This window comes from Sphingomonas flavalba, assembly GCF_004796535.1.
Lineage (GTDB): Bacteria > Pseudomonadota > Alphaproteobacteria > Sphingomonadales > Sphingomonadaceae > Sphingomonas_L > Sphingomonas_L flavalba.
The window spans coordinates 95097-117551 of sequence record NZ_SPHY01000004.1; the positions used below are offsets into that span (position 1 = coordinate 95097).

The window sequence follows — 22455 nt, forward strand, 5'->3', positions numbered from 1 at the left end:
CGCTATCGACCTACCGGGTCGAAAACGATCAGGGGCGCATCGCCTTCAGCGATGATGCGTGCGCGCACACGCATGCCGATCCGCACGGCATCGCTCGCCACGCCGTCGACCCGACTCATCATCCTGGCCCCTTCATCCAGATCGATCAGCGCGACATTATAAGGCGCCTCGGGATGCCGCTGCGCGACGATCGTCACCGAATAGACGGTTCCCATGCCCGACGCCTCGAACCACTCCAGATCGGGGTCGCCGGTTCCCGGCTCGGCCACGCGCGGCGGAAAAACGACGGTGCCGCTGTTCACCGCGCGCTGGAGCAGGAAACGGCCTTCGGCGAGCGCCGCCCGCCAATGGGCCTCGGCCGCGTCGCTCGTCGCGCCGCCCGCGTCTTTCACGGCGTATCGGGCAGCCGGACGGCGCCGCTCGCCGCGAGCGCGGCAATCGCGGCGGCATCCAGCCCCGCCTCCGTCAGGATCGTCTCACTATCCGCTCCCAATGCCGGGCCGGGATCACCGATTTCTCCCGGTGTCTCCGAAAAGCGGGTCGGAATGCCGGGATAGCGCAGGGTGCCGGCTTCCGTCTCCCGCACCTGCCAAAAGCCGGTTTCCACCAGATGCGGGTCGTCGAGCAGGTCGGTCAGGCTGGCGATGGCCATTGCCGGAATCTCCGCGTCGCGAAACAGCGCCAGCCATTCGGCGGTGCTGCGTTGCTCAAGCACTTCCGCGACCTTGGCGAGCACCGCGCCGATATTTTCGGTGCGGCTGCGCATCGACTGGAACATCGGATCGGTCGACCATTCGGGATCGCCGATCGCATGAAAGAAGGCGCGCCAATGCTTGTCGTTATAGATCATCACGCCGATATGCCCGTCGCTGGTCTTGTACGGCCGGCGCGAGGCGGACGTCGCGCGCGGGTATTCGGGCGGGCCCAGCGGCGGCACGAACAGCGATCCGCACAGATGCTCGGTGGCGGCGAACGACACCAACGTCTCGAACATCGGCACTTCCACCTCCTGCCCCACGCCGGTACGTTCGCGCGCGAACAGCGCGGCGATGATCGCGTAGACGCCGGTCAATCCCGCGACCTTGTCGGCGACCACCGTCGCCAGATAGGTCGGCTCCCCGCCGGACAGCCGGGCCTGCAAATCGACGATACCCGATGCGGCCTGCACGATGTCGTCGTAGGCGGGATAGTCGCGATAGGGACCCGACCGGGCAAAGCCGTAGAGATTGGCGTAAACGATCCGCGGGTTGGCCGCCTTCAGCGCGGCATAGTCCAGGCCAAGCCGGTCGATCGCCTGCGCACGCATCGAATGGACGAACACGTCCGCCCCCTCGGCCAGCTTCAGCAGGGCATCGCGCCCGGCCGGCTGTTTCAGGTCGAGCACCAGGCTGCGCTTGCCGCGGTTGACGTTCAGGAACATGCCGCCACGCGCCGGATCGTTCCCGGGCGGCAGGAAGCGGGTGGTATCGCCGCCCGGCCCCTCGATCTTGATGACGTCGGCGCCCAGATCGGCGAAGACCTGGGTGGCGTATGGCCCCATCAGCACGCTGGTGAGATCAAGGATGCGAATGCCCGCCAGCGGCCCTTGTCCCCGCCCGCTCATCGCCCGGCCTTCCCTCTTGCCAGGCCCGCTCCCCCGCCTACCATCGCACACGCACGTGAGCGAAAGGGATGGTGATGAAGGCGCATCTGGTGGCGGCTGGCAAGTATCACGATATCGACTTCGCGCGCCTGGAATTGCTGAAATTGCTGGCCGAACATCCCGAAATCCGCACCTCCGTTTCCTCCGACTATGCCGACACCGACCGTATCGCCGCCGCAAACCTGCTGATCACCTATACCTGCGACCTCATTCCGACACCCGATCAGACCATCCTCCTACGCCGCTTTCTTGAAGGCGGGGGGCGCTGGCTGGCGTTGCACGGCACCAATGCCGTTCTCCGCTTCGCCGCGGACGGCATCGTCGACACGCCAGACGAAGCGCCCGAGTTCATGGAACTGCTCGGCTCGCGCTTCACCGCTCACCCGCCGATCGAGCCGTTCAAGGTCTTCGTGACCCGGCCCGATCATCCGATGACGGCCGGCCTGCGCGATTTCCGGGTTGAAGACGAGATGTACCTGAACCGCCGCACGGCCGACATCGATGTGCTGCTGCACACCCGCTTCACCGGTCATTGCGCCGAATTTCGCGATGCCGACTGGGACGAGGCGGAAGTGCCGGTCCTTTACGAGCGCCGCGTCGGCGACGGCGCCGTACTGTATCTGACGCTCGGCCATTGCCGCGGCCATTACGATCTGCGGCCGGTCGCCGATTTCTGGCCGCACCCGCAGCGCTGTTCGTGGAACTATCCGGTGTTCTACGAACTGCTTCGGCGCGGCATACGCTGGGGCCTGTCTCAACTCGGCTGAGCCTTCATCACCTCATCCTTCAGGGCGATGATCTGGAGCTCCATCTGGCGAAGCATCGGCTCGACCATCGCTTCGTTCATCGCCCCGGTCAGCATGCCGATCGCCATGCCCTCCATCATCGTTTGCGAAAAGCTCATCGCGATCGCGAAACGTTCGGGATCGCTCTGCCACTCCGGGAACAACTGCACCGCCTGCTGATTGAACTTCTCGCGAAACTCGACCTGCAGCGGGTGGAGGATGCGCGCCAGATCGGCATTGGTCCGCGCCGCCAGCGCCAGTTCGTGGAAAGCGATGAAAGCGGGCTTCTGCAACTGACGCCAATAGGTCTTGACCATCGCCGCCGGTTCGTGATCGTCCCCTTCGGCGGCCCGGCGGAACGCCCGCAGCCGTTTCTCGTGCAACTCGACGATCGCGGCCTTGATCAGCGCCACGCCGTTCTCGAAATGATGGAGCATCGCGCCGCGCGACAGGCCGGCCTCGGCCGCGACCTGCGGCGTCGTGGTGTCCGCATAGCCGTATTTGACGATGCAGCGGATCGTCGCGTCGATCAGTCTGGCGCGTGTCTGCGCGCTTTTCAGGGATTGCTGGGTCGGTCCCTTGGCGGACGGCGGACGACTCGCCCTCGGGCCCGGAGCAGAGCGCACGGTCGCAAGCGCCATCGATCATCCTTTCAAAAAACAATCTTGAATGTCTTTTACGCGCCATGTCAAGGGCACGGTCGCGCGGATAGCATATCGGCGGGTCGCATTTCCAATGTTTACTCCGGTTCGCTGGCCGGCCGGTAACTATCCGATCCGGCACCGGAAATCCGCGATCCCGCGCGCCGCGACATCGGCTGAGGCGGGTCGCGCGAACACCACGACCGAATGGCGCGCCGCTCACACGACCGCGAGAACCGTCACGCTCCTCCGGCATCGCGCCAGTCGCCTTCCGGGCCGGGACGGCCTCCGCGACGCCCGGCGATCAACCGCATCTTATAAAAAACAGTCATGCTTGTTTCTTACTTGTCATGCCGATCCACCTTCGCCATTGTGCGGTCATGCAGAAGCGATCGGCTCTCGTTATCGGTGCATCCAGCCCCGGCGGCCTCGGCGAGGCGTCGGCGCGGCGCCTGGCGGCGGACGGTTTCGCCGTCACCGTTTCCGGCCGCAACGCCCGACGGCTCGACTCCCTCGCCCAAGAGATCGGCGGCCAGGCACGCGTCTGCGACGTGCTGGACGAGGAATCGATCGCGGCGGCGGCGACAGCGGTGGGCACACTGGACGTACTGGTCAACACCGCCGGCACGACGATGGGCCGCTCCATCGTCAATATCAGCCGGGCGGAAATAGAAGCGCAGCTGGCGATGCACGTCACCGCCAATATCCTGCTGCTGAAGCATTTCGGCCCTCGCATGCCTCGCGGCGGCAGCATTATCCTGTTCTCGTCGGTGGTCAGCCAGCGCGCGGGCGCCGGTCTCGTTGCCTACTCCGCGGCGAAGGCGGCGCTCGACCACGTCGTCCGGGTCGCGGCTCTCGAATTCGGCCCGCTCGGCATCCGGGTCAATGCGATCGCGCCTGGTTTCGTCCACACGCCGATGACGGACGCCTTCCTCGGCGACGACCGGCTACGCACCCTCTACGAACGGGAAACGGCTCTAGGCGCGCTGACCCAGCCTGGGCAGGTGGCGGCGGCGGTCGCCTATCTCGCGGCGGCGGATTGCTACGCCACGGGCGAAATCACGCAGGTCAGCGGGGGCGCGCAGCTATGCCGGCTGCCGCGCAAGAGCGAACTCAAGGGCTGAACGAAGGAGCGGTCAGGTGGATCTGGGACTACAAGGCAAGAAGGCGATCCTCATCGGCGCGGCGCGGGGGATCGGCATGGCGACGGCGGAAGTGCTTGCGCGCGAGGGCTGCGACCTGGCGATCACCGCCCGCTCGGAAGACGGAGTGAAGGATGCCGTAGCCGCCCTCGGCCGCTACGGCACGCGCGTGATCGGCAAGCCGGTCAACGTCAAGAAGGCGGACGACTACAAAACCTGGCTCGAATGGGCGGTCGCGGAGCTGGGCGGCTGCGACATCCTGATCCCGATCACCTCCGCCGGCGGCGGCATGGGCAGCGAGAAATATTGGGCCAACGCCTTCGAAGTCGACGTGATGGGGCCGGTGCGCGCGGTGGAGGCGGTGCTGCCGACGATGACGGAGCAGCAGTCCGGTTCGATCGTGCTGATCGCCACCACTTCGGCGGGTGAGGCGATGGGCGGGCCGCAAGCCTATAATGCGATGAAGGCGTCGCTCGTCACCTGGGGCAAGCAGCTGGCGTTGTTCCACGGCAAGGACGGTATCCGCGTCAACGTCGTCTCCCCCGGCCCCGTCGAGTTCGAGGGCGGAAATTGGGACATGATCAAGGGCACGATGGAAAAGTTCTACAACGCCCAGTTGCGTCAACAACCAACCGGCCGTCTCGGCACGCCGGAGGAAATAGCCCGGGCAATCGCGTTTCTCTCCAGCCCGGCGGCCAGTTGGTGCAACGGGTCGCACCTCGTCGTCGACGGCGGTTTCACCAACCGCACGCATTTCTAGAGGCGGCCGCACGGCGAAGAGGCGAACGATGGACGTCAAGCGCAAAGTCGACATCATCCGGGTGAATCCGCAGGATTGGCCGGACGGCACTCCGGCGCAGAAGGAGGAGGAGCCCGATCTCGGTCACGAGATGATCCCGGCCGCTCGCTACACCAGCGAAGAATTCATGAAGCTGGAATGGGAGCATATCTGGTCGAAGGTCTGGCTGCTGGGCGGCCGGTCCGACGATCTTCGGTCGCCGGGCGATTATATCTGCACGGACATCGGCAAGGAATCGGTGCTGATCGTCCGTCAGCCCGACGGATCGGTCCGCGCCTTTCCCAACGTCTGCCTGCATCGCGGGAACAAGTTGCGGCCGTCCGGTTGCGGCACGACGGAAAAATTCCGCTGCATGTATCATCATTGGGTCTACGGCCTCGACGGGCGCCTGGAGCATATTCCGGATCTCGACAGCTTTCCTCAGGGCGGCCCGCCGACGGGCGGACTACCCAATTATCCGTGCGCTGAGTGGGGCAGCTTTGTCTGGTTCTCGCTCAATCCGGATGTCGAGCCGCTGGCCGATTATCTGGCTCCGCTCCAGCAGCACCTCGAGCCGTATCACATGGAACGGATGGCCTGGACGCGCGACATCACCGTGGAGTGGGACTGCAACTGGAAAGCCAGTGTCGACGCCTTCAGCGAGGCCTATCACGTCCAGGGCATACATCCGCAGCTCAAATGGTATCTCGACGACGTCAACGTCCAGATCGACTGCTACGAGCGACATAACCGCTACCTGATCCCGTTCGCCACCGTCAGCCCGCGCGTCGCGTTGCCGTCGGCGATTCCGCCGGCAATCCATGACATCATGGTCAAGGCGGGCATGGACCCGGCCGAGTATGAAGGGCGGGTCAGCGACATCCGTCGCGATGTCCAGCTCTTCAAGCGCAAGCACGGATTGGAACGGGGCAAGGACTATTCGGAACTGAACGACGATCAGCTAACCGACGACTATCACTATACGATCTTCCCGAACGTCTCGATGAACGTTCATGCCGACGACGTCATGATGTTCCGCCAGCGGCCGCATCCGACCGATCCCAACAAGATGTTCTACGACATCTGGATGTTCGAGCTGGTTCCGAACGGTTCGGAATGGCCTGAGCGGCCAAAGCACAAGCAGTTCAGGCATGGCGAGAAATCGATCGGCAGCGTGCTAGATCAGGACGCGTTCAACCTGCCGACGGTGCAGAGCGGCATGCACAACAGCGCGTTCAAGGGGTTGTGGATTGGCGATCAGGAATTGCGCATCCGTCATTTCCACAAAGTTATCAGCGATTACGTGTATCCGGACGGCAAGAAGCCGGGCGATGTCTGACCGCGCAACATTCCGCGCAGTGTTAGGGAGAGTGCGTTGATGCAACTGCCCAGGGACGAACTGATCGGCGCCTATCGTCGCATGGCGACGATACGGGCGTTCGAGGAACGTCTGCACGAAGAGATCAAGACTGGCGAGATCGTCGGCTTCACCCACCTCTATTGCGGGCAGGAAGCGGCGGCGGTCGGCGTCTGCGATCATCTGACCGACGAGGACATGATCGTGTCGACGCATCGCGGCCATGGCCACTGCATCGCCAAAGGCTGCGACGTGAAGGCGATGATGAAGGAGATTTACGGGCGCCGGGACGGCCTGTGCAAGGGGCGGGGCGGCTCGATGCATATCGCCGATCTCTCGGTGGGCATGCTCGGCGCCAATGGCATCGTCGGCGCCGGCGCGCCGCAGGCGGTCGGTGCGGCGATCGCCGCCCGGCTCGACGGCAAGGGGCGGGTCGGTCTCGCCTTCTCGGGCGACGGCGCATGCAACCAGGGCACGACTTTCGAAGCGATGAACCTCGCCGTGGTCGTGAAGGCACCAGCGGTGTTCGTGTTCGAGAACAACCATTATTCCGAACACACCGGCGATTCCTATGCGGTGGGTACAAGCAACGACATCGCCAGCCGGGCGGAGGCGTTCGGCATGCGGGCATGGCGCGCCGATGGCTGCGACTATTTCGATACCTACGAGGCAATGCGCGAGTTGCTCGACTATGTCCGCGCCGGCAACGGCCCGGCAGCGATCGAACTGGATACCGAACGCTTCTACGGCCATTTCGAGGGCGATCCGCAACGCTATCGCGGCCCCGGCGAAGTCGACCGCCTGCGCGAGACCCGCGATTGCCTGAAGGCGTTCCGCGCGCGCGTCGGCGAAGCGAAGCTGCTCGATCCGGCCGATCTCGACAGGGTTGATGCGGAGGTCGCGCAGTTGATCGAAGAGGCAGTGACCGAAGCGCGTGCGGCGCCGCCGCCAGACCCCGCCGACGTCGCCCAAGACGTCTACGTCGACTATTGAAGGGGAGCGGACCCATGGCGATCATGAACATCCGCGAAGCGATCAGTTCGACGCTGATGGCCGAAATGGAACGCGATTCGAGCATCATTGTGCTCGGTGAGGACATCGTCGGCGGCGCCGGCACCGCCGGCGGGCCGGAGGCCATCGGCGGCATTTGGGGCACCACGCCCGGCCTTTATGCCAAGTTCGGCGCGGACCGCGTCATCGACACGCCGATCTCGGAAAGCGCGATCATCGGCGCTGCCGCCGGCGCGGCGCTGGCCGGCAAGCGGCCGGTCGCCGAACTGATGTTCGCCGATTTCGTCGGCGTGAGCCTGGACCAGCTATGGAACCAGATGGCGAAGTTCCGCTACATGTTCGGCGGCAAGACCCGTTGCCCGGCGGTGGTCCGCCTCATCTACGGTGCCGGCATGAATACCGCTGCCCAGCATAGCCAGTCGGTCTATGCGATGCTGACCGCGATGCCCGGCCTCAAGGTCGTCCTGCCGACGACGCCCGCCGATGCCAAGGGATTGCTGACCGAGGCGCTGCGCGGGGACGATCCCGTCATGTTCTTCGAACACAAGACCCTCTACGGCGTGAAGGGCGAGGTGCCCGACGGCGAGCACCGCCAGCGCTTCGGCGAGGCGCGCATGGTCCGCGAAGGGGGTGACGCCACTGTCGTTGCCTGTGGCCGGATGGTCAATTTCGGTGAAAAGGCGGCCGACAAGCTTGCCGCCGACGGCATCGGCATCGACCTCATCGACCTGCGCACCACCAGCCCGCTCGACGAAGAGGCGATCCTGGATTCGGTCGAGGCAACCGGTCGCCTGATCGTCGCGGACGAGAGCCCGCCGCGGTGCAGCCTCGCGGCCGACATCGCTGCGCTTGTCGCCGCCAAGGCGTTCACCAGCCTGAAGGCACCGCCGCAAATGGTCACCGGTCCGCACGCCCCGATTCCATTCGCGCGAGAGCTTGAGCGCGCCTGGGTCCCGTCGCCCCAGAAGATCGAGGACGCCGTCCGCCGCGCCCTCGCCTTCCGCTGAGGAGCGCGATCATGGCGAAGCTGAAGCCGTTCCCGATGCCGAAATGGGGCATCGAAATGAGCGAGGGGACGATCGCCGAATGGCTGGTCGAGGAGAACCGGCCGTTCGACAAGGGCACGCTCCTCACCCTGATCGAAACCGACAAGATCACGAACGAGGTCGAGGCGGAGGCGCCCGGCCGCTTCGTCCGCATCATCGCCAAGGCGGGTGAGACCTATCCCGTCGGCACACTGCTCGCCGTGCTCAGCGATGGCGGAGAGGCGAGCGCGGCGGAAATCGACGCGGTCGTCGCCGCGTTCAAGCCGGCAGACTCCAGCTTCGAGCCCGACACTCCCGTCCCCTCCCCCGCCCCTGTCCCCGCGCCAGCAGCCACGCCGGCGCCGCCGCCCGTACCCGATGACGTCGCGATCAGCCCCGCCGCTCGCGCCCGCGCCGCCGATGCCGGTGTCGACGTGACCGGGATCAGCGGCTCCGGGCGCGGTGGCCGCATCACCGCGCAGGATGTCGATCAGGCGGCCAGAGCACCGACGGAGCCGCACTTGGCCGGCCCCTATCCGCTGTCGCCAGGCGGAACCGCCTTCGCGTCACCGATGGCCAGGCGCCTGGCGACCCTCCACGCGGTCGCGCTGGACGAGATCACCGGCACCGGCCCACGCGGCCGCATTCGCAAGGCGGACGTGCTCGCCCGCCTTGCGGACGCAGCGCCCCCCCCGCCCGCGCCCGGCGAGATCACCGTCACGCCGATGTCGTCGATGCGCCGCACCATCGCGCGCCGACTGACCGAAGCGAAGAGCACGATCCCGCATTTCTATGTCCGCCGCCGCGTCAGGGCAGACCGGTTGCTGGCGTTGCGCGCCGCCGTCCAGGGCCAGCGGCCGAGCGTCAACGATTATCTGGTGAAGGCCTGCGCGCTTGCGCTGCGCGAGGTGCCACGGCTGAACATCCAGGTTCATGGCACCGAAATCCACCGCTTCGCCTCCGCCGACATCGCCGTCGCGGTGGCGACCGAGCGCGGCCTGGTCACGCCGATCGTCACTGCCGCTGATCAACGCAGCCTGGCGGATATTTCCGCGACGATGGCGGCGCTTGCTCAGCGTGCCCGGGCCGGCACGCTGAAGCTGGAGGAGTTTACCGGCGGCAGCTTCTCGCTGTCCAATCTCGGCGGCTTCGGGGTCGAACAGTTCGACGCGATCATCAACCCGCCGCAAGGCGCCATTCTCGCCGTCGGCACCGCTCGGCCGGAACCGATCGACGACGATGGCGCCATCCGGATCGTGCCGGTCCTGCACCTGTCGCTGTCGTGCGACCATCGCGCCATCGACGGCGCCGACGCAGGCCGCTTCATGGTGGCGCTCGCAGCACTCATCGAGCAGCCTGAACTGCTTTAGCCCGAGGGGGACCGACTTGCACTTCACGCTTACATCCGACCAGCGCGAGCTTCAGGCCGCCGCCCGCCAATTCGCGCGCGCCGAACTGCCGGCCATCGCAGCGGAACTGGAGCGCGACAACCGGCCGCCCAGTCGCGAACTCATCCACCGCTATGCCGCGCAGGGTTTTCTCGGCATCAACGTGTCGACGGAGCTTGGCGGCCTTGGCCTCGGCAATATCGAGGCACTGATTGTTCTGGAGGAATTCGCCAAGATATCATCGGCGGTCGGCTTCCCGATCTTCGAATCGTCGGTCGGCCCGGTGCGCGCTATCGAGCATTTTGCGCCCGACGCGCTCAGGAAGCGTATCGTGCCCGCGGTTTGCGCCGGCGATATGGTCGTCGCCGTATCGATGTCGGAACCGGACGCGGGCAGCGCGCTGACCGATCTCAAGACCAAGGGCGTCATTTCCGGCGACACGGTTGTCCTCAACGGCACCAAGCGCTGGTGTTCGGGCGGCGGTCATGCCGACGCCTATGTCGTCTATTGCCGGCTGTCGGATGCGCCCGGCGCGAAGGGCATCGGCGCGGTCCTCGTCGAAAAGGGCGCGCCGGGTCTCAGCTTCGGCCCGCCCGAACAGTTGATGGGCTTTCGGGGCATCCCGTCGTCGGATCTCAACTTCGACGACTGCGCGGTCCCGGTCGGCAACATCATCGTCCCCGCCGGCGGCTTCAAGCAGTTGATGGAGGCGTTCGACCTGGAACGCTGCGGCAACGCGACGATGGCGCTCGGCCAGGCTTCCGGCGCGCTGGAAGACGTCTGCGTCTATGTCCAGGAACGCAAGCAATTCGGCAAGCCGATCGCCGAATTCCAGGCCGTCCAGTTGAAGCTCGCGGAAATGCAGATGAAATGCGACGCGGCACGCCTGCTTATCTGGCGCGCCGCCGCCAACGCGGAGGAAGGTCTGCCGTCGGTCCTCGACAGCTCGGTCGGCAAATGCTTCGCCAACACCATCGCGCGCGAGGTGGCGGGCGATGCCCTGCAACTGATGGGCGCCTATGGCTATTCGAAGGAATTTCCGATGGAACGGCGCCTACGTGACAGTTGGGGCTGGGGCATCGCCGGCGGCGCCATCGACATCCAGAAGGTCAACATCGCCGGCGCCATGCTCGGCCGTCGCTTCGACCAGCGCCGCTAAAGCATGATGGATCGTCATTGCGAGGAGCGCAGTGACGCGGCAATCCACAGGGCGCGTGAAACCGCCCCGGATTGCTTCGCTTCGCTCGCAATGACGATGGGGGCATTCCAATGGCATCGGGGTCGGGAGCTTGTCCGCTTCAGGCAGCATCGCGCCCCTGCGAAACGGCGCGCGACACGGCCCGGCAGGCGGCGAAGCCATTCCACGGGAACCACCCGCGCGGATCGCCACGGCGCCGCTAGGAATGAAGGGAAGGGCCGCGCTTCCGGCATCCGCCCCCCCTCGTCATTCCTGCGTAAGCGGGAATCCCCCTTTTCTCTTTGTCCCGATCGGGTTGCGGCGGCGCGGGTTCAGCCGGCGGCTCTTGCCCGCCCTTCGCGGGTGTAGACCAGGTTGATGCTGGTGAAGGTCACCGCTTCCTCGCCGTCCTGCGTCACCACCGCATAGCGGGTCAGTGCCGTGCCCCGGTCGGCGCTGGTCGTCGACGGGCGCAGGTCGACGATCTCCGAGGTAACATGGATGATGTCTCCGGCGCGGATCGCGCGCTTCAGGCGCAGTTCGTCCCACCCGACGCCGCACACGAAATCGATGTCCGAATTGATCTCGTGGTCCAGCTGCCGCCACAGCGCCAGCACATGGATGCCGCTGGCGACCAGCTCGCCGAACACCGACTGCTTCGCCCGTTCCGGATCGGCATGGAACCATTGCGGGTCATAGGTCCGCGCGAACGCCAGTATCTCGTCGCGCGTCACCCGCTTCTCGCGGGAAGCGCGATATTCGCCGACGCTCAGATCCTCGAAGCAGCGATGCGGCGTTGCCGCGGCAAAGGGGGTCTCGGCCATGTTCGCTCCCGCTCGGCGTCAGAGTTTTTCGTCCTGCAGCTCCGTGCGAACCCGGATCAGGCCCTGCTGCGCCACGGTCGCCACCAGCCGGCCGTCGCGCGCGAAGACGTTGCCGCGCCCCAGCGCGCGGGCATGGCCCGCCGCCGGACTGTCGAGCGCATAGAGCAGCCACTCGTCAACCCGGAAACGGTCGTGAAACCAGATCGCATGATCGAGGCTGGCGGTCTGCAGATAGGGATCGGCCCAGCCGATGCCGAGCGGCGCCAGCCCGGCGTGAAGGATGTGCAGATCCGACGCATAGGCCAGGAAGCGCTGATGCTCCGCCGGGTCGTCGCCCAGCGGCGCCTTCAGCCGCAGCCAGAAATGGCGCGGCGACGGCTCCGGCGGCCCGTTCATGATCCGGAACGGCTCGACCGGGCGCCAGTCGATCATCTGTTCGCGCCGCCAGAACGGCCAGTGCCGCCGGGGCAGCGTGTCGCCGAACGCCGCGATGGCGTCTTCCATCGGCCGCAGGCTTTCCGGTGGCGCCACCTCCGGCATCGCGAACTGGTGTTGCGCGCCCGCCTCAATGGCGTGCAGCGACGCCGCCATACTCAGGATCAGCCGGCCGTCCTGCTCCACCGCCACCCGGCGGGCGGAAAAGCTGCGGCCGTCGCGATCGCGGCTGACGATGAAGTCGATCGGCCGGGCGCTGTCGCCGGCGCTGACGAAATAGGCGTGGCAGCTATGGACCGGCCGACCGGGCGGCGCCGTGCGCTGCACCGCCGCCAGCGCCTGCGCGATCACCTGCCCGCCATACAGGCGCAACAGGCGGCTCGGCACCGGGGGCAGGCGGAAACGATCGGCGCCGACCGTCTCGAACGCGAACATCATCCGGCGTTCGGTGGCGGGATCGTCGACCCCGCCGGCGTCAGCCATGCGGCAGGGCCGCCGCGCCGGCGCCCACCCGTGGCGTCACGCGCGCACCACCTGATCGTGCAGCACCTGCGCCACCCGCTGTTCCGGCGGCACCTGGTTCAGTCCGATCCGCCGGTCCAGCTCCTCGTGCCAGTGGTAGATGCGCCGCTCCTGGTAGTTGAGCGGCATCCCCTGGAAGCCGGGACTCTGCAGCGACTCCTGGATCTGCGGCGCGTATTGCAGGTCCTCGTAAAGGATGCGCTCCCAGTTGGCGAGGCGGGTCTCCCACAGCGGGTCGGGGTTTTCCGGGTCGTAATCCGGCGCGATCCAGCTCGACACCACCCGGGTCCGGGTCTTCGTTATCGGCCAGAACTGCAGCAGCGGAATACCGCTGTCGGACGCCGGCATCACGAAGTTGGGGTAGATATGGTAGCTGACGTTGTTGTTGGCCGGCACCGACGTGATGCTCTGGATCTTGGGCATGTTGATCGTGCCCGGATCACGCCAGTCGGGCCGGCTGTTCGGGGTCAGCATCCGGCTATGCCCGTTCGGCCACAAGGTCACGACCATGCCGCGATGGTCGAGGAAGCGGTCCACCGTGTTCTGGTGGATCGACTTGATGTGATAGACTTCCAGAAACGCGTCGATCAGAACCTTGACGTTGCACTCGACCTCGTAGCTACGCGAATCGACCCAGCGCAGCTTGTCCAGCTCGTACTGCTCCAGCTCGTCGGCCATCGGCCCGATATGCTCGCGCAGCGGCAATGCCTCCGGGTCCTCGTTGATGAAGATCAGGTTGCCCAACCGCTCGCAGCGCACCGCGACCAGCGAACGGCAGGAAAAATCGAGACCGACGAAATCGCGCTTGTCGCGCACCGCGGTCAGCGCGCCTTCCAGCGTGTAGCTCCAGCCGTGATAGCCGCAGACGAACCCGCGCGCTTCGCCGGACTCCTCGGTCACCAGCGGCGCGCCGCGATGGCGGCAAGTGTTGTAATAGGCGCGAACCTCGCCCTTCAGGTCACGGACGACCAGGATGGGTGACCCGGTATTGCGGGTGACGAACCAGCTTCCCGGATTCGGAAGCTGGTCGGTATGGCCGGCGAACAGCCACGCCCGCTTCCACATCCGTTCCCGCTCAAGCGCCAGGAACAGCTTGTCGACGTAGCGTGAGCCGGGAATGTCCGGCAAAGCCGGGAAGTCCGGCGGCGGCGCCTTGCGGCTGCGTTCGTACTCCATCCTTTCATGGACAAGATCGATGGCTTGCTCGTTCAGCTTCATCTTCCGCTCCTGATTGACAACCTCCTATCACAGCCGCACATAAAAACAATCACGATTGACTTTTTATTGAGAGGACGGCCGATGCCCCCGCTCTCGCTGCACCATCTGACCGTCATCGACGTGCCCCATCGCGCCCTGGCGGAGATCGCCGGCACGGTCGGCTGCGCGCACGTCACCTTGTTCACGCACCTGCCGGAACAGCTGGTCGGCAAGTTCCCGTGCGTCGCCCCCGCGGACGTGCCGGCGCTCGCCGACGCGCTCGCCGCGGCCGGGGTCGGCGTCTGCAATCTCGAAGTATTTCCGCTCGACCGCGACGGCGATCTCGATCGTTTCGCCGCCGGGCTGGAGATGGGCGCGGCGCTCGGCGCCACCCGTGCGACGATCCACATCCACGATTGTGAGGATCGCGCCGCCGCCGCCCGCCGGGTCGCCGCCTTCTGCGCCTTCGCCGATCGCTACGGCATCGTCGGCGGGCTTGAATTCAACGCCTTCTCGGCGGTCAAGGATATTCGTTCCGCAGTCGAAATAATCCGCGAGGCCGGCTGCGGATCGGTGGCGCTCGACGCCCTCCACCTGATGCGCAACGGCGCGGACGTCGCCTGCGTCGCCGACGCCGCCGACCTGATAACCTACGTTCAGCTCTGCGATGGACCCCTGATAACCCACCAGGAAGGTTGGGTCGAAGCCGTGCGCGAACGCCTGCTTCCGGGCACCGGTGAATTTCCCCTCGCCGACATCCTCCGCCCGATCTCCCCTCAGGCCGTCATCGAGGCGGAAGTCCCCCAGACCGCGGCGCGCAAGGCAGGGATCAGCGCGCTCGACCGCGCCCGTCGCGCCGTTGACGCGATGCGCGCCTGCCTCGCACGATCGCCCTAGCTGCCGCCTTCGGCTGCCAGCCGCGCCGCCTTCACCGCCGCGCCGATTTCGGCGTTGGTGGGATTGCGCCGCAGGGTAAGGCCGCCATTCACCTGGATCACCTGCCCGCTGACGAAGCAACCATCGGACGCCAGCCACACCGCGGCATCGGCGATATCCTCGCTCGTGCCGACCCGCCCGAGAGGATACTCCTTCGTGAACGCTTCTATGATCGCCGGGTTGCGCGCTGCCTTCGCCGTCATCGGGGTAATGGTAAATCCCGGCGCGATCGAATTGGCGCGAATGCCCCGTCGCCCGAACTCGTTGGCGATGCAGCGTATGACATGATCGGCTCCGGCCTTGGTCCCCATATAGGCCGCATGATCCTCAAGCATGATCGTCGCCGTCGCCGACGAGATCTGGATCAGCACACCACCGTCCCGCATTGCCCGCAGCATCGCCTGGTAGAATAATATCGCGCCGGTGAACTGCAGGGCCGTAATCCTCTCGATCTCCGCTTTCGTCGTGTCGAGAAAGGGTTTGAGCAAACCCCAGCCGGTCGCGTTCACCGCGATGTCGATCCCACCGAAGCGGTCGACCGCGACTTGCGCCAGACTGGCCAGATCGCCTTCATCGGTGATGTCGCAGGCCACCGCAGCACCATTCAATTCGCCCGCGAGCACATCAAGCGCCTGCCGATCGCGACCGGCGACTACCAGCGTCGCGCCTTCCGCCGCGAATCGACGGGCGATCGTCTGGCCCATATTGCCTTCGCCAGCGGCACCGATAACGATCGCAACCTTCCCGTCCAGCGCACCCATGCCTTTCTCCCTGGCACTATGACCTTCTATTCGTCCTCCTTACCTTCACCGCCGCTTGAGCCAAATAAAAAAACATGTACGATTGTTTTTAACGCGTGCGTCGGAATGGCCGGACGGCCTGACCGATGGCGTGTTCTCGCGTTTAAGCACAAAGCACAGGTGCCGCGGTATGGGAGAGACAAGGGTGAGCACGCCGATATACACTATGGGAGCCATGCTGAGGGCGTCAGCGATGCAGCAACCAAGTGCCGAGGCGTTGATTTTTCCCGACAGCCGCCTCAGCTATCAGCAGCTTAATCAGTCGGCCCGAAACTGGGCCAAGGCGCTTATCGCAAAAGGTGTGCAGCCGGGCCAAAACGTCGGCATTCTGTTGACGACCCGCCCAGACTTCATTTCAATATTGTTCGGTATCATGATGGCCGGCGCCGTCGCTGTGCCCGTCAATGCGCGTTACCAGGCCGGTGAACTAAGCTTCCTTATCCAGGATGCCGATCTGGTTCTGCTCATCACAACCGGGCACGTTGCCGATAGCCTGGATTTCGGTAAGCGACTGACTGCCGCTCTCCCTTCACTCGAACGTGCAAATGACCCGGAGGCGCTCGCTCTCGACGAAGCACCATTGCTGAAAAGCATTATCTGCCTCGACCCACCGGCGCCGCCCTATTTGTTCAATGCAAACGCTGCCCTCGCGCTAGGCCGCACGATCTCGGACGAAGCAGTCGATGCACGTATCGACGCGGTCGATCCGCTCGATACAGCCATGATCCTTTATACGTCGGGCACGACCGCCAATCCGAAGGGGGCCTTGATCAGCCACCGTGCTCAGGTCGGCAACAGTCGCAACCTTGGCGTGCGCTATCGTGTGTCGTCGCGAGATAAAGTGTGGTCCCCCCTGCCGATCTTCCACATTGCCGGCATCCTGCCAATGACGATGATCCTCGACGCCGGCGGCGCCTACATGACAATCCCGCGCTTCGAAGCCGGGATCGCGCTGGAAATGTTGGGGCGCGAGAAAGCGACGATCGCCTACCCCAGTTTCGTCACCATCATGCAGGACTTGATCACCCATCCGACGTTCAAGGAAACCGACTTGAGCAGCCTTCGTCTGATGAACTCCAATTTCGCCGTGCAGCCGGCATGGATCAAGGAAGCCGTGGGCAAAGCGATGCCTCATACGACTCAAGTGGGCACCTATGGGCTGACCGAGGCAGCAGGCACCGTTTCCACCAGCCGAATCGACGACAGTTACGAGCAGCGCACGGGCCGTTGCGGTGTTGCGCTCGATGAATGGGAGATTCGCATCGTCGATATCGAGACCGGGACTGATTGCCCCGCAGGTACCCGCGGCGAAATCGTGTTGCGCGGACCCAACATGCTGCGCGGCTATTACAATGCGCCCGATAAAACCGCCGAGGTTATCCGCGATGGTTGGTTCCACACCGGCGACATCGGGTCCATCGACGAAGATGGCCAAGTCATGTTTCATGGCCGCACCAAGGACATGCTGAAGGTGGGTGGCGAGAATGTCGCTGCGGCAGAGATCGAAGCAATATTGCAAAGCCACCCGGCCGTTCGCCTCGCTCAGATCGTCGGCCTGCCAGATAACCGCTATGTCGAAATCCCGGCCGCTTTCGTGGAGTTGGTGGAAGGCGAAAGCCCGACCGAGGCGGAACTGATTGGCTTTTGCAAGGGCAAGCTCGCGAGCTTCAAGATTCCACGCCATGTCCGGGTCGTCACGGAGTGGCCAATGTCGACGTCGAAAATCCAGAAGTTTCGGCTTCGCCAGAGCTTGATAGACGAATTGGAGACCAAGGCTTCCGCATAAGCCAAATGAAGGCGCATCGTCGGGATGCACAAACAGGACCAGCGGTCTATGTAGGCCAGGCGCCGCGCTCGAGAGGCAAGGTGTCCGCACATGAAGCCGAAGGTCTGCCATGAGGAACCTCCAGGCGCGCGCCAAGAGCGCCGTCCGTCGCCAACCGCGGTCGCGGGAAGGTACGCACCAGCATCAGAAGAGCGAAGCGACGCGGACGCGGCTGATCAACGCAACGATCCAGTGCCTTGTCAAACTGGGCTACGCGCGGACCAACACCAGCGTCGCGGCGATGGAAGCGGGCATGTCGCGTGGATCCATGCTGCATCATTTCAAGACCCGCATGGCGCTGATAGAAGCGGTCGCGGTCGAACTGTACGATCGCCGGTTGCGCGGGCTGCAAAGGAGCAAGGAGGTCGCGGAGGCGACGGTCGGCGGTATCATGCGCAACTACTGGAACCGCGCCTGCTCCCCCAATTTCATCGCGCTGCACGAACTGGCGCTGGCCGCGCGAACCGACCCGGAGCTTGCCGCGATCCTGGAACCGCTCAACCGGGCGCACCGCGAGCAGTGGTACCGTGAAGCCGCGGAAGTCTATTCCGAGTGGCGCGGCCATGAGAAAGCGTTGTTCGCCGCGCTGACCCTCTCCAAGGTAACGATCGAGGGACTGGCGCTCAGCCGGCTGACCAACGAAGTCGACGACGCCATGGTCGAGCCCGTGCTGGAGGTGCTGGAAGCGCAACTGACCCGGATGCACGACGAAATCGTGAACGCCACCACAGGATGACGCGTCAGCCGTCCGGCAGATCGACGAAGATCTGGCCATCGACAATCTCGGTCGCATAGACCTTGATCGGCTTCTTGGTCAGATTGCCGGCGGGCGTGCCGTCGCGGAGGCAGAAGCGGACGCCATGGACCGGGCAGAACAGATAGGCGCCCTTGACCTTGCCGCCTTCGAGCGACTGGTAGGCGTGGGTGCAGATGATCTCGGTGGCGAAGACGCCGGCGGCGGAACGCGATACCAGCACCGTCTGGCCGTCGACGTCGAATGCCTTGTTGCCGGTTTCAGGGATTTCGTCGAGCGCGGCGACGCGATGGCGGGTCATTGAAAGGTGGCGCTCCGGCGCGGTGTTTCCTGGTGGGTTATCACCCAAATCTCCTGTGCCGTAAAAGCCAATGACTAGTAAGCTGAACAAAAAAAACAATCGAGAATGTCTATTTTTATGCGTATGATCGGCAGAGCGGCCACGATCCGGCAGGATGGGGGCGCAAGGTAGCAGGCGCAAGGTAGCAGGCTCAGAGTGGCTGGCGCAGGATGGCAGGCGCAGAGTGCCTGGCGTTGGATGGCCGGCGTGGGATGGCGGGCGCGGGTTGGCAGGCGCTGTGTGGCAGGCGCTGTGTGGCAGGCAAGGAGGAGAACGACATGGGGCGGGTGCAAGGCAAGGTGGCGCTGGTCACCGGCGGCGGGTCCGGGCTGGGGGCGGCGGACTGCGCTGCGCTGGCCGGCGAGGGCGCAACGGTGGTGGTCACCGACATCAAGCTGGAGACCGCCCAGCGCGTCGCCGACAGGATCGGCAACGGCGCGGTGGCGATGACGCTCGACGTCGCGTCCGAGGACGGATGGATCGCGACCATGAACGCGATCGCCGCCCGATTCGGGCGACTCGACATATTGGTGAACAACGCCGGGGTGGTGCTGAACGCCGACGTCGAGGAGACGACGCTGGAGCAATATCGCTGGGTCAACGCGGTCATGAACGACGGCGTGTTCCTGGGTTGCAAACATGCGATCCCGCTGATGAACCGCAACGACGGCGGATCGATCATCAACATGTCGTCGACCGGCGCGCTGCTCGGCTATCCGATCTTCTTCGCCTATTCCGCCGCCAAGGGCGCGGTGCGGTCGATGACCAAGTCGATCGCGGTGATGTGCCAGCAAAAGGGTTACAAGATCCGCTGCAATTCCGTTCACCCCGGATCGATCGAGACGCCGATGGTGCAGCAGGCGGAAGGCCGGCCGGGTCAGGAAAAGCCGGTGCCCGCCGGCGTGCTGCCGCCCGGGCAGAGCGGGGCGCCGGAGGATGTGGCAGCGATGGTGCTGTTCCTGGCGTCCGACGAATCGCGCTTCGTCAATGGCGCCGAGCTGGTCATCGACAATGCGGTGACGATCCGCCCGTTCTGAACAGCCGGAAACGCGAATGGCCGGCCCGCTGGCCGGCCATCCCCGTCGTCGCGCGGCAATAAGCCGTCGTCAGGCGGCGAGCCATTTGTCGAGATGGGTGTGGAAGTGGCGCAGCCGCGCCTCCTGCTCACCCCAGAGCGGCCCCTTGAAGCCGCGCGAGCGCGCGCCAGCCTGAACCACCGGCAGCAGCTCCGCGTCCTGATCCAGCACCTCACCCATCCCCGGCGGTTCGCCGAGACCGGTATGAACGACCTCGGGCCGGGTCTCACCGGTCAGGTCGACATCGGACGCCAGCCCCATCCACAGCGGCGCCCCGTAGCCGGGCACGTCGACATGCCGGTAGAGGATGTTGGTTTCGTAGGTGAAGCGGTTCGGATCGGTCGGGTGCGGCTTGAAGCGATGCAGGAACACCGCCTCCGGATGGCAGCCGATCTGCGCGTTCGGAAAGATCCCGAAAATAGTAGAATCGGTCAACTGCGCATCGCTGAACCGCTCATAGTCCAGCCCGAGCCGGGCGGCGCGGTCGCGCTTCGCCATCGCGATCGCCGCCCGGCTTTCCCGCGCGGTGCCCTGGAAGGTGGCCGGATCGACCCCGGCGTCGCCCAGCATGGCCGCGATACCGGGGTTGATCCCCTCCTGGTCCGGGAAATGCGAGTTCGGCTGGCCGAACGGCACGAACTGCCGGCTCATGCCGTTCGGGTAGAGATCGATATGGGTGCGGTCGTCGAGCATCCCCATCGTCTGCGGATGGATCGCATGGAGATGATAGCTCTCGTAGGACGCGTCGATGCCGCCTTTCCAGTTGGCCGCCCATTCGGAGCGGCGGTGCTGGACGACATTCATCTTGTCGATCTGGTAGGTTTCCAGCATCGGCAGGACCTCGCCGAGATAGTCGGCGAGCGGTGGCACGTCGTCGCTCATCGAGATGAACACCAGCCCGGCCGCTTCGTCGACGCGGACCGGGGTCAGATCCGTGCCGTGACACAGCACCTCCGGTCTGAAGGTCTCGGCATCGGTGACATGGATGTTCGTGCCGTCGAGATCGAACTGCCAGCTGTGGAACGGGCAGGTGAACCGCCCCTGCGATCCGAAATCGTCACGAACGAGCTGGCTGCCGCGATGCGAGCAGACGTTGTAATGGGCGGCCAGCCCGCCGTCTTCCTTGCGGACGACGATGAAGCTTTCCACGCCGATATCGAAGCGCATCCAGTCACCCGCCTCGCGCACGTCGCTGACCGGGCCGGCGAGCAGCCAGGTCCTGGTGAACAGCTTTTCCCATTCGGCCGCAGCCACGTCGGCCGCGGTATAGCGCCGGGGATCGGGACGTTCGGTGCCGTTGTCGACATGCGGCGCCGGCGCGTCGAACGGATGGGTCGACCCCTCATGAACGGCCCAGCCGCGCGGATCGTAGTTCATGCGTCGTCTCCCATCGCCATGCGACGATCAAGCTCAGCATGGAAGTGGCGCAGCCGCGCCTCCTGCTCACCCCAGAGCGGGCCGCGGAAGCCGCGCGACCGGGCCCCCGCCTGGACGATCGGCAGCAGGTCCGAATCCTGGTCGAGCACCTCGCCCAGCCCCGGCGGCTCGCCAAGACCGGTGTGAACGATATCCGGCCGGGTCTCGCCGGTCACGTCGATCTCCTCGCTCAACCCCATCCAGGCCGGCGGCGCATAACCGGGCGCGTCGACATGACGGTAGAGGATGCAGGTATCGTAGGTGAAGCGGTTCGGATCGGTCGGGTGCGGCAGGAAGCGGTGGAGGAACACCGCCTCCGGATGGCAGCCAATCTGCGCGTTCGGGAACACGCCGTAGATCGTCGAATCGCTCAACTGAGTGTCGCTGAACTTGTCGTAGTCCAGCCCGAATTTCGCCGCGCGGGCGCGCTTCGCCTGCTGCACCGCTTCGCGCGTCTGCTGCGCGGTGCCGTTGTAAGTGGCAGGATCGATGCCGGCATCGCGCAGCATCATCGCGATCCCGGGATTGACGCCTTCCTGATCGACATAGCGCGGGCTTGGCTGGGCAAAGGGCACAAACTGACGGCTGAAGCCGTTCGGATACAGGTCGATCTGCGTGCGATCGTCCATCAGGCACTGGGTCTGCGGATGAACGGCGTGGAGATGGTATATTTCCGCGAAAGCGTCGACGCCGCCTTTCCAGTTGGCGCCCCAATCCGACTTGCGATGCTGGATGACGTTCATCTTGTCGATGTCATACAACTCAAGCTGCGGCAGAATCGGCGCCAGCCACTGCCTCAACGGCTCAATGTGCGGATCCATCGAGATGAACACCAGCCCGGCGGCGACTTCGCAACGCACCGATGTAAGGTTGACGTCATGACACAACACCTCCGGCCGGAAGGTTTCCCGGTCGGTAACGTGGATATTCTCGCCATCCAGCCCGAATTGCCAACTGTGGAACGGGCAGGTGAATTGGGACGCGCAGCCGGTATCGCCCATGACAAGCTGGCTGCCGCGGTGCGGGCAGACGTTGTAGTGGGCGCGGATGACGCCATCCTCGCCATGGACGACGATGAAGCTTTCGATGCCGATGTCGAAACGCGCATAGTCGCCGGGCTCGCGCACGTCGGACAGCGGGCAGGCGATCAGCCAGCTGCGGGCGAATATCTTTTCCCACTCCTGCGCGGCGAAAGCGGGGTCGTAGTACCGATCCGGCGACGGCCGCGTCGCGCCGTTGTCGATGACCGGCGCGCGATCATTGAACGGATGCGGCGCACCAACGTGAATGTCCCACAAGCGAAAATCGAATGCCATGCTGCGCTCTCCTCTCGAGCCGCCGACGCCGGCGGCGAGTCCATCTTGACGTGGCCTCCCTCATAATA

22 protein-coding genes are annotated in these 22455 nt (G+C 65.1%); 12 read left to right on the plus strand and 10 right to left on the minus strand.

The window, feature by feature from the left end; translation table 11 throughout:
• Positions 1-2 precede the first annotated feature (2 nt).
• On the minus strand, positions 3-392 hold the full coding sequence (locus tag E4A53_RS05855; RefSeq protein WP_136162163.1) for a Zn-ribbon domain-containing OB-fold protein: 390 nt from the start codon (positions 390-392) through the stop codon (positions 3-5).
• Positions 389-1603: a CaiB/BaiF CoA transferase family protein gene (locus E4A53_RS05860; RefSeq protein ID WP_136162164.1), complete on the minus strand. Its 1215-nt coding sequence runs from the start codon at positions 1601-1603 to the stop codon at positions 389-391. The genes E4A53_RS05855 and E4A53_RS05860 overlap by 4 nt, the downstream gene beginning before the upstream one ends.
• Positions 1604-1677: 74 nt before the next feature.
• Between E4A53_RS05860 and E4A53_RS05865 the strand changes: the two genes are divergently transcribed.
• Positions 1678-2409, plus strand: a complete 732-nt coding sequence (locus tag E4A53_RS05865; RefSeq protein WP_136162165.1) for a ThuA domain-containing protein — start codon at positions 1678-1680, stop codon at positions 2407-2409.
• Here E4A53_RS05865 and E4A53_RS05870 read toward each other — a convergent pair.
• The gene (locus E4A53_RS05870) at positions 2397-3068 is read right to left on the minus strand and encodes a TetR/AcrR family transcriptional regulator (RefSeq protein ID WP_136162166.1); all 672 of its coding nucleotides are present in this window, start codon (positions 3066-3068) and stop codon (positions 2397-2399) included. The genes E4A53_RS05865 and E4A53_RS05870 overlap by 13 nt on opposite strands.
• Positions 3069-3448: 380 nt before the next feature.
• Between E4A53_RS05870 and E4A53_RS05875 the strand changes: the two genes are divergently transcribed.
• Genes E4A53_RS05875 through E4A53_RS05905 form a run of 7 tightly spaced genes read left to right on the plus strand, consistent with a single transcriptional unit; the run spans position 3449 to position 10928 of the window.
• The gene (locus tag E4A53_RS05875) at positions 3449-4192 is read left to right on the plus strand and encodes an SDR family NAD(P)-dependent oxidoreductase (protein WP_168694319.1); all 744 of its coding nucleotides are present in this window, start codon (positions 3449-3451) and stop codon (positions 4190-4192) included.
• A gap of 16 nt (positions 4193-4208) precedes the next feature.
• Complete coding sequence (locus E4A53_RS05880) at positions 4209-4970, plus strand: SDR family NAD(P)-dependent oxidoreductase (protein ID WP_136162168.1); 762 nt, start codon at positions 4209-4211, stop codon at positions 4968-4970.
• A gap of 28 nt (positions 4971-4998) precedes the next feature.
• On the plus strand, positions 4999-6327 hold the full coding sequence (locus E4A53_RS05885; protein ID WP_136162169.1) for an aromatic ring-hydroxylating oxygenase subunit alpha: 1329 nt from the start codon (positions 4999-5001) through the stop codon (positions 6325-6327).
• Positions 6328-6366: 39 nt separating this feature from the next.
• Positions 6367-7338, plus strand: coding sequence for a thiamine pyrophosphate-dependent dehydrogenase E1 component subunit alpha (locus tag E4A53_RS05890; RefSeq protein ID WP_136162170.1), 972 nt, complete (start codon positions 6367-6369; stop codon positions 7336-7338).
• Positions 7339-7352: 14 nt separating this feature from the next.
• Positions 7353-8363: an alpha-ketoacid dehydrogenase subunit beta gene (locus E4A53_RS05895; RefSeq protein WP_136162171.1), complete on the plus strand. Its 1011-nt coding sequence runs from the start codon at positions 7353-7355 to the stop codon at positions 8361-8363.
• Between the two features lie 11 nt (positions 8364-8374).
• Positions 8375-9751 (plus strand): dihydrolipoamide acetyltransferase family protein, encoded by a 1377-nt coding sequence (locus tag E4A53_RS05900; protein WP_136162172.1) that lies wholly within the window; start codon positions 8375-8377, stop codon positions 9749-9751.
• Positions 9752-9767: 16 nt separating this feature from the next.
• The gene (locus tag E4A53_RS05905) at positions 9768-10928 is read left to right on the plus strand and encodes an acyl-CoA dehydrogenase family protein (protein ID WP_136162173.1); all 1161 of its coding nucleotides are present in this window, start codon (positions 9768-9770) and stop codon (positions 10926-10928) included.
• A 350-nt stretch (positions 10929-11278) separates the two neighbouring features.
• Here the strand turns inward: E4A53_RS05905 and E4A53_RS05910 are convergent, their stop codons facing one another.
• Genes E4A53_RS05910 through E4A53_RS05920 form a run of 3 tightly spaced genes read right to left on the minus strand, consistent with a single transcriptional unit; the run spans position 11279 to position 13945 of the window.
• Entirely contained in the window at positions 11279-11770 is a 492-nt protein-coding gene (locus tag E4A53_RS05910; protein ID WP_136162174.1) for a MaoC/PaaZ C-terminal domain-containing protein, read from the minus strand.
• A gap of 18 nt (positions 11771-11788) precedes the next feature.
• The gene (locus E4A53_RS05915) at positions 11789-12688 is read right to left on the minus strand and encodes an acyl-CoA thioesterase (RefSeq protein WP_136162175.1); all 900 of its coding nucleotides are present in this window, start codon (positions 12686-12688) and stop codon (positions 11789-11791) included.
• Positions 12689-12724: 36 nt separating this feature from the next.
• On the minus strand, positions 12725-13945 hold the full coding sequence (locus E4A53_RS05920; protein ID WP_136162176.1) for an aromatic ring-hydroxylating oxygenase subunit alpha: 1221 nt from the start codon (positions 13943-13945) through the stop codon (positions 12725-12727).
• Between the two features lie 81 nt (positions 13946-14026).
• Here E4A53_RS05920 and E4A53_RS05925 point away from each other — a divergent pair, with 81 nt between their 5' ends.
• Positions 14027-14821, plus strand: coding sequence for a sugar phosphate isomerase/epimerase family protein (locus E4A53_RS05925; protein WP_136162280.1), 795 nt, complete (start codon positions 14027-14029; stop codon positions 14819-14821).
• On the opposite strand, the gene E4A53_RS05930 is transcribed toward E4A53_RS05925, so the two are convergent.
• Positions 14818-15621: an SDR family oxidoreductase gene (locus E4A53_RS05930; protein WP_136162177.1), complete on the minus strand. Its 804-nt coding sequence runs from the start codon at positions 15619-15621 to the stop codon at positions 14818-14820. The genes E4A53_RS05925 and E4A53_RS05930 overlap by 4 nt on opposite strands.
• 232 nt (positions 15622-15853) lie before the next feature.
• Here E4A53_RS05930 and E4A53_RS05935 point away from each other — a divergent pair, with 232 nt between their 5' ends.
• Entirely contained in the window at positions 15854-17446 is a 1593-nt protein-coding gene (locus E4A53_RS05935) for a class I adenylate-forming enzyme family protein (RefSeq protein WP_239018152.1), read from the plus strand.
• A gap of 109 nt (positions 17447-17555) precedes the next feature.
• A complete protein-coding gene (locus E4A53_RS05940) occupies positions 17556-18221 on the plus strand; it encodes a TetR/AcrR family transcriptional regulator (protein ID WP_136162179.1) in 666 nt (221 codons plus the stop codon).
• Positions 18222-18225: 4 nt separating this feature from the next.
• On the opposite strand, the gene E4A53_RS05945 is transcribed toward E4A53_RS05940, so the two are convergent.
• Complete coding sequence (locus E4A53_RS05945; RefSeq protein WP_136162180.1) at positions 18226-18540, minus strand: Rieske (2Fe-2S) protein; 315 nt, start codon at positions 18538-18540, stop codon at positions 18226-18228.
• A gap of 317 nt (positions 18541-18857) precedes the next feature.
• Between E4A53_RS05945 and E4A53_RS05950 the strand changes: the two genes are divergently transcribed.
• Positions 18858-19616, plus strand: coding sequence for an SDR family oxidoreductase (locus E4A53_RS05950; RefSeq protein ID WP_136162181.1), 759 nt, complete (start codon positions 18858-18860; stop codon positions 19614-19616).
• A gap of 69 nt (positions 19617-19685) precedes the next feature.
• On the opposite strand, the gene E4A53_RS05955 is transcribed toward E4A53_RS05950, so the two are convergent.
• Both E4A53_RS05955 and E4A53_RS05960 read right to left on the minus strand, forming a co-directional pair.
• A complete protein-coding gene (locus tag E4A53_RS05955) occupies positions 19686-21032 on the minus strand; it encodes an aromatic ring-hydroxylating oxygenase subunit alpha (RefSeq protein WP_136162182.1) in 1347 nt (448 codons plus the stop codon).
• Positions 21029-22387, minus strand: a complete 1359-nt coding sequence (locus E4A53_RS05960; RefSeq protein ID WP_136162183.1) for an aromatic ring-hydroxylating oxygenase subunit alpha — start codon at positions 22385-22387, stop codon at positions 21029-21031. The genes E4A53_RS05955 and E4A53_RS05960 overlap by 4 nt, the downstream gene beginning before the upstream one ends.
• Positions 22388-22455: the final 68 nt, after the last annotated feature.

Coding starts and splice junctions, on each gene's coding strand:
- E4A53_RS05860 (WP_136162164.1), bottom strand. CDS start 1,603: ATGAGCGGGCGGGGACAAGGGCCGCTGGCGGGCATTCGCATCCTTGAT.
- E4A53_RS05865 (WP_136162165.1), top strand. CDS start 1,678: ATGAAGGCGCATCTGGTGGCGGCTGGCAAGTATCACGATATCGACTTC.
- E4A53_RS05870 (WP_136162166.1), bottom strand. CDS start 3,068: ATGGCGCTTGCGACCGTGCGCTCTGCTCCGGGCCCGAGGGCGAGTCGT.
- E4A53_RS05875 (WP_168694319.1), top strand. CDS start 3,449: ATGCAGAAGCGATCGGCTCTCGTTATCGGTGCATCCAGCCCCGGCGGC.
- E4A53_RS05885 (WP_136162169.1), top strand. CDS start 4,999: ATGGACGTCAAGCGCAAAGTCGACATCATCCGGGTGAATCCGCAGGAT.
- E4A53_RS05890 (WP_136162170.1), top strand. CDS start 6,367: ATGCAACTGCCCAGGGACGAACTGATCGGCGCCTATCGTCGCATGGCG.
- E4A53_RS05895 (WP_136162171.1), top strand. CDS start 7,353: ATGGCGATCATGAACATCCGCGAAGCGATCAGTTCGACGCTGATGGCC.
- E4A53_RS05900 (WP_136162172.1), top strand. CDS start 8,375: ATGGCGAAGCTGAAGCCGTTCCCGATGCCGAAATGGGGCATCGAAATG.
- E4A53_RS05910 (WP_136162174.1), bottom strand. CDS start 11,770: ATGGCCGAGACCCCCTTTGCCGCGGCAACGCCGCATCGCTGCTTCGAG.
- E4A53_RS05915 (WP_136162175.1), bottom strand. CDS start 12,688: ATGGCTGACGCCGGCGGGGTCGACGATCCCGCCACCGAACGCCGGATG.
- E4A53_RS05920 (WP_136162176.1), bottom strand. CDS start 13,945: ATGAAGCTGAACGAGCAAGCCATCGATCTTGTCCATGAAAGGATGGAG.
- E4A53_RS05925 (WP_136162280.1), top strand. CDS start 14,027: ATGCCCCCGCTCTCGCTGCACCATCTGACCGTCATCGACGTGCCCCAT.
- E4A53_RS05930 (WP_136162177.1), bottom strand. CDS start 15,621: ATGGGTGCGCTGGACGGGAAGGTTGCGATCGTTATCGGTGCCGCTGGC.
- E4A53_RS05935 (WP_239018152.1), top strand. CDS start 15,854: ATGCAGCAACCAAGTGCCGAGGCGTTGATTTTTCCCGACAGCCGCCTC.
- E4A53_RS05940 (WP_136162179.1), top strand. CDS start 17,556: ATGAGGAACCTCCAGGCGCGCGCCAAGAGCGCCGTCCGTCGCCAACCG.
- E4A53_RS05945 (WP_136162180.1), bottom strand. CDS start 18,540: ATGACCCGCCATCGCGTCGCCGCGCTCGACGAAATCCCTGAAACCGGC.
- E4A53_RS05950 (WP_136162181.1), top strand. CDS start 18,858: ATGGGGCGGGTGCAAGGCAAGGTGGCGCTGGTCACCGGCGGCGGGTCC.
- E4A53_RS05955 (WP_136162182.1), bottom strand. CDS start 21,032: ATGAACTACGATCCGCGCGGCTGGGCCGTTCATGAGGGGTCGACCCAT.
- E4A53_RS05960 (WP_136162183.1), bottom strand. CDS start 22,387: ATGGCATTCGATTTTCGCTTGTGGGACATTCACGTTGGTGCGCCGCAT.